Below are 7150 nucleotides of genomic sequence, written 5' to 3' on the forward strand. Positions count from 1 at the left end.
GCCTCAAAAATGCCAAATCCTGGCGAATCAATGCCATCCAGACCCACCATCGAGCCGAACCTGCAAGCTGGGTGACCAAAATCCATCAAAGCCGGCTTGACTCAGCGTGAAAGAGGCAGTCTGATGAATAAGCTGGGTTAAACATGGTTGGGGGGTTCCTAAAGCATAAGCAAATAATGGAATCGGGGATGAATTCGACAATTAAGGCTGAGGAATCTTCGAAGCGCGGCGGCATAGGTTTTGGTGAACAGGAAATAGCACCATATCGTAGTGAAAATAGACCATACAATCCTCGGTCAACTCGGCTGGTCATTGAGGAATTAATTTCAAAGATAGAACACAATATTAAAGAGGATCAGTTCAAAATCGGGCCAACCATTCTTTTAATTGACCTTTGCGGGCACTTGCCCATTCTTTCCGAACCTGCACAATCTGTGCGGGAACGGTTTTATGACTATGATAGTAAGGCTAACATAAGCGGTGAATTTTGGCATATCGCATTTGGTTCAATAGGGGCGAGTATATCCACCTTCCCAGAGTTTGAGGGTGGGCCAAACTCTGACGGCACGTTACAAAGGAGCGGGATACTGAATGAAAATGCCTTTATTAAGGGCTTGGTGTTTCATTATCAAGACCGATTTTATTCTCTATGCCAACTTCAGCGAGGAAATGAAATCCCGATTTCGCTTCTTGAGTATATATCGTCCGCCAGAGGCGTGAGAACATAACCATGGGTTAAACCGGACGCCGGTTAGCTCCGCGGCAACCTCTGCGGTCTACGGCTCCACGATCTCCGCCATTCCTACGCCTCGATGCTGGTCAACGTCGGGCACTCGCTATATGAGGTCCAGCAGGCCCTGGGGCACTCCGATCCGAAGGTTACGATGCGCTACAGCCACCTGACTAAGGACACCCTCCAGAAAGCCGCTGACAGCGCTGCTGAGCAGATCAGGGCAGCCATTGAGTAACCTCCACAACTTGCCTGGGCCCCCACTGGGGGCGAGCAAATTCCACCTCACCGCCTCCCTTCGAGCAACTGGGGCAGCGAAGTTCCTATCGCGATCCACGCAGATTTCCTATTGAATTCGTCCTTCAGCAGTGGCAACCTTAATCTGCGCCTGTTTCAATTGTCAGGCGGGAACCTGACCGGGCCAGCGCCGCGCCCGGCAGTCAAGATGTAGGCCTTTAGGCTTGGAGGGGGCTAAACCGTGAACGAAGAGGAAACTGCTAAAGCGCTTTTGGCTCTGGTTTTTATGGTTGTCGGTGCCATGATTTTTATCCTACCTGCCGTTATTGTTCGATTTTTCATCAAGAAGGAAAAGCTGGGAAACGGGGCATCAATTGGAGTTGCATTGCTCTCGTTTATGATCGCGTTTACTCCTCTGTGGTTCCTGGCGGGAGAAGGGGAGCAAGTGTCACCAATTGTCCCTGGGGTCGTAGCGTTTATTGCTTGGGGAATTTGCCGCTACGAAAAGCGTCGAGTATGGTAGTCCCACCAAGGTAGTAGAGGCACCAGTCAGGCACGCCTAGCTGTTCGACAACTACATTCCGCCTTGGTGTAGCGGACGCATTCATATAGTCCAACCATAGTGCTGGAGGCGCGTCGCGCCAAAACGGAGAAAGCTGGCGAAGTAATCAAAGGCAAGGGAGTTCACGTGAACGCACAGCCGGCTTGCAGCTGCTTCCGGGGCGCCCAATTTAGGTCTTCTTCAGAGCTGAACGCAAGTTCGATAACAAAGACCTGTCTACAGACCGCTTTTTGAGCCACATACCTTCAAATTTCATTCGACCCTCATCGAACAAGAGGACCGAAATGGCACTATCTCCCTCCTCCGGAAAGACGGCCTGGCCACCTTCCCGCTGGAATTTGTCCAAGTAATCTATTTGCAGCGTATAGGGCTCTACCCCACTTTCGTAGATTCGCCAATCGAATATTGAACTCTCCCCTGGACCTGACAGTTTCCAAAGCCCCCAGAAAAGCCGATCTCCCTTACTTCCCCTCATTAGCGTAAGGGCTGCCTCTTCGTAGTTGCTCCTGGCATCTTCGTAGTGAAGGTAGACATAATTACCAGGAGTTAAGACTATGCTGAGGTACCTTCCATCACCCCCTCTAACCTGATACATGGTTGGCTGGTCAGGACTCTGCCAGACAGTAACGGTTGCATCTTTGATGAATAGAACAAGCCCGATACCAAAAAATGCCAGAATGGCCACTCCGCTAAGTATCTGACCAAGCAGAATCTTGATTTTTGAGTCGCCTTCAGTCAAATGGCACTCCCTGCAAAAGACCCAAAAAAATTGAAGCCCTTCCTAGTCGTACATTCCAGTCAGGATAAGACTATTTGCCACGGCACCGAACAATGGCTCATATCTGTCTAGTCCACCCCTGTCGATGGGATCGCCATTCATCGACAAAAAAACTGACCCCTGAATCTGAATCATCCTTCCCTCATAGAAGATAACGTACATCACCGTTTCCATCTCAGCCTCTCCACGGAGCCTTGATACAGAAAGGCTATAGCGAATCCTCAAGCCAGGCTGTCGCTCTAGAGTTATCGAATCGGCAACGATTTGGTTCGCACCTTCGGGGAGCAAGTCGCTCACATGCTCTGGCCTGCTCAGCTCCTTCAAAAGCTGCTGGTCAATCACTTCGCCCGGGCGCAGCGGAATCTCCTTTATAAGCACGAGTATACTTTCTAGTCCTCTTCCGTTCTCGCTTACGAACTTGCGCACAACGTTAGGTCGATCGCCCTCCTCGGAAGCCCAAGTGCGAGGAATTTCGATGGAAAAAGGCACTTCCTTTGCCTTGCCGGATCCATCACTTGTGAATTTGTACTTGTAGCCGTCATAAAACTCCCGTTCTGGGTTTTCCCCATAGCCGGGCTTAAAAAGAAGAAGTGTCTCTAGGATAGGTGACTCGATACCTCCACGCGATCTTGCCCTGACTATCTCGATAAATCTGCGGGCATCCGATTCACTATAGTCCTGGAGGTTGATTGAATCTGCAATCTGTTGATTCAGCTGGCTCTTTATTTGTTCCCATTGTCCTCCCCCATGCTCCTTCATGGATTTGTCCATAGCATCTATAGCGGCCCCAAACTCTGCCATAAACTCCCTCTCAGAAATCTCGGACAATCCTGAAAGCGTCGGGTACTTCTCTGACAGCTTGTCTAATACATATTGCTGGCCTTTATAAAAACCAAATGTCTTCCCTACATCCCTTGCTAATGCGTTTGTAAACTCGATTTCCGCATAAACACTACTCGTGCATGCTAATAGAGTAAAAACAATCACCAGCAGACTATCAACCTTATTCATTCTCGGCTCCTATCAAGTCATTTAACCCACAGGTCAGCCATTCGCTCCGCCTGCTTAAGCACGTACTCCACGGCCTCTTCCTGTCCCTCCGGCGGATATTTGTAGCGCCTCAATAGCACCTTCACCTTGCGCATGATCTTCGCCCGGGCACTCTTGCGCCGAGTCCAGTCGATTGTGACGCTCTCGCGGATCTGCTTTGTAAGCTCGATCGCCAGCTCTCGCAGGGCATGATCGGCCATGCCCTCGCGGATTTCTTCCTCGTTCCACAGCAGGGCGCCGTAGAAGGCGAATTCCTCGTCGGTCATACCCTCCGGCGGGCCGTCCTCACGCATCTGGCGGGCGATTTCGATCAGTTCCTCGATGACCTGGGCGGTCTCGATCGAGCGGTTGCGGTATTTGGTCAGGGCGTTGTCGAGCAGCTCGCTGTATTTCTTCTCCTGCTGGATGTGCGTCTTGCCGCGGAGGCGAATCTTGTCCTCGAGCAGGCGCTCGAGCAGCTCGGCAGCCAGGTTTCGCTGGGGCATCTTCCGCACGTCCTCGAGAAACTCGTCCGACAGGATGCTGATGTCCGGCCGGTCGATGCCGGCCAGTTTCTGGACGTCCACGACCTCTCCGGCGACCACAGCGTCGCTCAGGAGCTGCCTGAGGGCCAACTCGCGGTCTTCCCTGCTCTGGCTGGCCTTGGCGCCCGTGTGCTTGACGAGAAGCGCTCTCACGCCCAGCAGAAAGCCGATCTCCTCGGCCAGCTCGGCGACGCGATCGTCCGCCCCGGCCATGGCCTGGGCCTTGGCCAGCACAGTTGCATGTGTCACGAAGTCCTTGATGGCGGCGTTGTGCTTGAGATCGTCTCGCTCGGCGCCCTGGCGCTGCCCCAGCTCGGCGATGTGCTCCATCGCTTCTCTCATACGCGGCAGCGGATTGTCGCGGAAATCCGAGTAATCGATTCCGTGCAACATTTTGCGGAGAATCTCGAGCTTCTCGGTCACCAGCAGCACCGCCTGCTCGACGTCGATGACGGGCTGGCCCTTGCCGGCCGAGCGTGTGTACTCACCGATGGCGTTCTTCAGCTCCGGCGCGATGCCGATGTAGTCCACCACCAGCCCCGAGGGCTTGTCGCGGAACACGCGATTGACCCGGGCGATGGCCTGCATCAGGTTGGCGCCTTTCATCGGCTTGTCGATATAGAGCGTGTGCAGCGGCGGCGCATCGAAACCGGTCAGCCACATATCCCGCACCAAAACCAGCTTCAGGTCATCGTTCGGCTTCCTCAGACGGTTTCCAATCTGATCCTTCTGCGGCTTGCTGGTGTGATGGGCGCGCAGCTCGGGTGGATCGGAGGCGCTGGCGGTCATGATCACCTTGACCACCCCGTGACCGGGATCCTCGCTGTGCCACTCGGGACGGCGCTCGATGATCTTGTCGTACAGGGCCACGCAGGCGTGCCGGCTCATGCAGACGGCCATGGCCTTGCCCTCGAGAGCGCGGAGACGCAGGTCGAAGTGCGCCAGCAGATCATCGGCCAGCCGATCAAGGCGCTGGTCCGTAGTGGCGAGCGCCTCAAGCTGCGCCCATTTCGAGCGCTCCCGGTTGGCTCGCTCGAGCTCGAGGCCTTCGGTAGCCTCGTCGACTCCCTCGTCGAGCTCCTTGGGATCGAATTCACCCTCCAGCGGGATCATGCGCGATTCGTAGTAGATTGGGACCGTCGCGCCATCGGTCTGAGCATCCTCGATATCGTAGATCGAGACCTCGTCGCCGAATACCGCCCGAGTGTCGCGCTCCTCAGTGCTGATCGGCGTGCCGGTCAGGCCCAGCATGGTGGCATTGGGGAGCGCATCGCGTAGATACTTGGCATAGCCCCACACGACCTTTCCACGGGCATCCCCCTTGCTCTCCACAAACCGGGCCTTGAGTCCGTACTGCGAGCGATGGGCCTCGTCGGAAATCACCACGACGTTGTGCCGATCCGTCAGCGCCGGGTACTCGCCGCCTCGCTCGTCCGGGCTGAACTTCTGGATAGTGGTGAAAATGATCCCGCCCGAAGCACGCTGATCCAGCAAGCGTTTTAGATCATCGCGTGACTCGGCCTGTTCCGGCTCCTCGGCCAACAAATCGGAAGCTTGACTGAATGTCCGAAATAGCTGCCCATCCAGGTCGTTGCGATCGGTGACCACCACGATGGTCGGATTCTTCATCTGCGGGTGCTCCATCAGGATGCCCGCGTAGAAGGTCGCCGAGAGCGACTTGCCCGATCCCTGCGTGTGCCAGAACACCCCGCCCTTCTTGTCGCCCGCGGGCAGCGCCGCCTCGAGCGTCCTGGATACCGCCGCACGCACACCGTGGAACTGGTGGTACTGGGCAATGATCTTGGCCGTCTGCCCGTCGCCCTGGAACAGCACGAAATCCCGGAAATACTCGATCAGGTAGTCCTGGCGGCACAGGCCGCGAATCAGGATCTCCAGCGGGAGCATGCCCTTTGGGCGATCCCGCTCGTTCTCGATTACGCGCCAGCGCAAATACCACTCGCGCGGCGCCGTCAGAGAGCCCAGGCGCGCTTCCTCGCCGTCAGAGATCACACACGCCAGGTTGGTCTCGAATAGCTGCGGGATCTCTTCCTTGTAGGTCTGTATCTGCCGCCAGGCCGCCCAGACGTCAGCGTTCACGTCGATCGGGTTCTTGAGCTCGAAAACCAACAGCGGAATACCGTTGACGAACAGCACGATATCTGGCCGCCGCGGCTGCTTGCTGCCGCGCAAGGTGAGCTGGTTGACGGCATGGAAGCGATTGGCACGGAAATCGTGCACGTCAATCAGGCGAACAAACTCGGTACGCTCCTCTCCGCCAATCTGGAACGTGACCTTCAGACCGTCCCGTAGCCACTTGTAGACTTTGCGGTTGCGCGAAACCAGATCGATGGCATCGGCCTGTTTCAAGGCTCCGATAGCCTGATCGACAGCCTGCCGGGGCAAATTAGGATTGAGTCGCGCTACCTGATCGAGCAGCACCGAATCCAGGTACGCTTCGTCCCAGCTTGTGCGAACCGGTGCATCGGAGTCCGGGGCGATGTCCGGGCCGTGCAGAACCTCGTAACCCAATTCCGCCAGCGTAGCCAGCGCGTGCTGCTCGTAGGTATCCTCCGTTACGATTGCCACGCATGCACCCCGACGTGAGAAAATGCCTGGATCAACATTGCCGCCAAAGAATGTAGCACAGAGAGCTTACGGCAAAATCTTGAAACGGAGGAGTGTATTCGCCCCATTCAGTGGTCTTTCAACAGCAATCCGCTCAAGCCTGTACTCTTCTTCAAACTTCCGGGAACCGAGCGCCGAGCACACAAGCGGTAATCGACTCTTGAACCCCAAGTCATTATGAACGTCCCCTGCACGAAGCTCGATTTCCTTCAGGCCCTGATCCCTCGCTGCACGAACCAAAACTTCGCCGCAGTACCTCCTAACTTCGTCAGAGTGACTCATGGAACGCTCCTTTTGCCGTCATGATGTAGGGTAGCCCCCGTATTAATAGCGCCTCAAGCCTGCGCCTTAATGATCCAGATTGAGCGCTTGACCTTACGAAACCCGTCAGGATCCCCGTCGGGCACGAGGATTCGTATGGAAAATGCCTGGTTATTCATTTGGCCCAGTGCCTTATACTGTCGAATCCTGATCAATGTAAACGCCGACACGCTGCAGCAGGGGAGTTACTGTCAAGTCTGGTGTATGACCACTGGCTCATCAAGCGGCGTCCCTGCTGATTTTGCGTTCATCTATTCCGTCGATGAACTTCACGCCGGCAACGACATCGGCCAGTTGCCGGAAGCCCCGCAGTCTGCGCCAGC

The 7150-nt window shown here is 55.5% G+C and carries 6 protein-coding genes and 1 pseudogene; 4 read left to right on the top strand and 3 right to left on the bottom strand.

Translation table 11 applies throughout. From position 1 onward, the window contains the following. Positions 1–188 precede the first annotated feature (188 nt). From ACEWQZ_RS04170 to ACEWQZ_RS04180, 3 genes and pseudogenes are all read left to right on the top strand, one after another. Positions 189–728: a hypothetical protein gene (locus tag ACEWQZ_RS04170; protein ID WP_476481809.1), complete on the top strand. Its 540-nt coding sequence runs from the start codon at positions 189–191 to the stop codon at positions 726–728. 60 nt (positions 729–788) lie between these two features. Beyond that, positions 789–968: pseudogene (locus ACEWQZ_RS04175) on the top strand (tyrosine-type recombinase/integrase); the annotation flags it as partial. Positions 969–1208: 240 nt separating this feature from the next. Continuing rightward, a complete protein-coding gene (locus tag ACEWQZ_RS04180; protein WP_476481810.1) occupies positions 1209–1490 on the top strand; it encodes a hypothetical protein in 282 nt (93 codons plus the stop codon). A gap of 208 nt (positions 1491–1698) precedes the next feature. Here the strand turns inward: ACEWQZ_RS04180 and ACEWQZ_RS04185 are convergent, their stop codons facing one another. The 3 genes from ACEWQZ_RS04185 to ACEWQZ_RS04195 are packed head-to-tail and all read right to left on the bottom strand — an operon-like array spanning position 1699 to position 6467. Beyond that, on the bottom strand, positions 1699–2268 hold the full coding sequence (locus ACEWQZ_RS04185) for a hypothetical protein (RefSeq protein WP_476481811.1): 570 nt from the start codon (positions 2266–2268) through the stop codon (positions 1699–1701). A gap of 42 nt (positions 2269–2310) precedes the next feature. Beyond that, a complete protein-coding gene (locus ACEWQZ_RS04190) occupies positions 2311–3318 on the bottom strand; it encodes a hypothetical protein (protein ID WP_476481812.1) in 1008 nt (335 codons plus the stop codon). Positions 3319–3335: 17 nt separating this feature from the next. Continuing rightward, on the bottom strand, positions 3336–6467 hold the full coding sequence (locus ACEWQZ_RS04195) for a type I restriction endonuclease subunit R (protein WP_476481813.1): 3132 nt from the start codon (positions 6465–6467) through the stop codon (positions 3336–3338). A 456-nt stretch (positions 6468–6923) separates the two neighbouring features. On the opposite strand from ACEWQZ_RS04195, the gene ACEWQZ_RS04200 reads away from it, so the two are divergent. After that, positions 6924–7150: hypothetical protein (locus tag ACEWQZ_RS04200; RefSeq protein WP_476481814.1), on the top strand; the 227-nt coding region annotated here is incomplete at its 3' end.

The organism is Wenzhouxiangella sp. YN1, assembly GCF_056324145.1.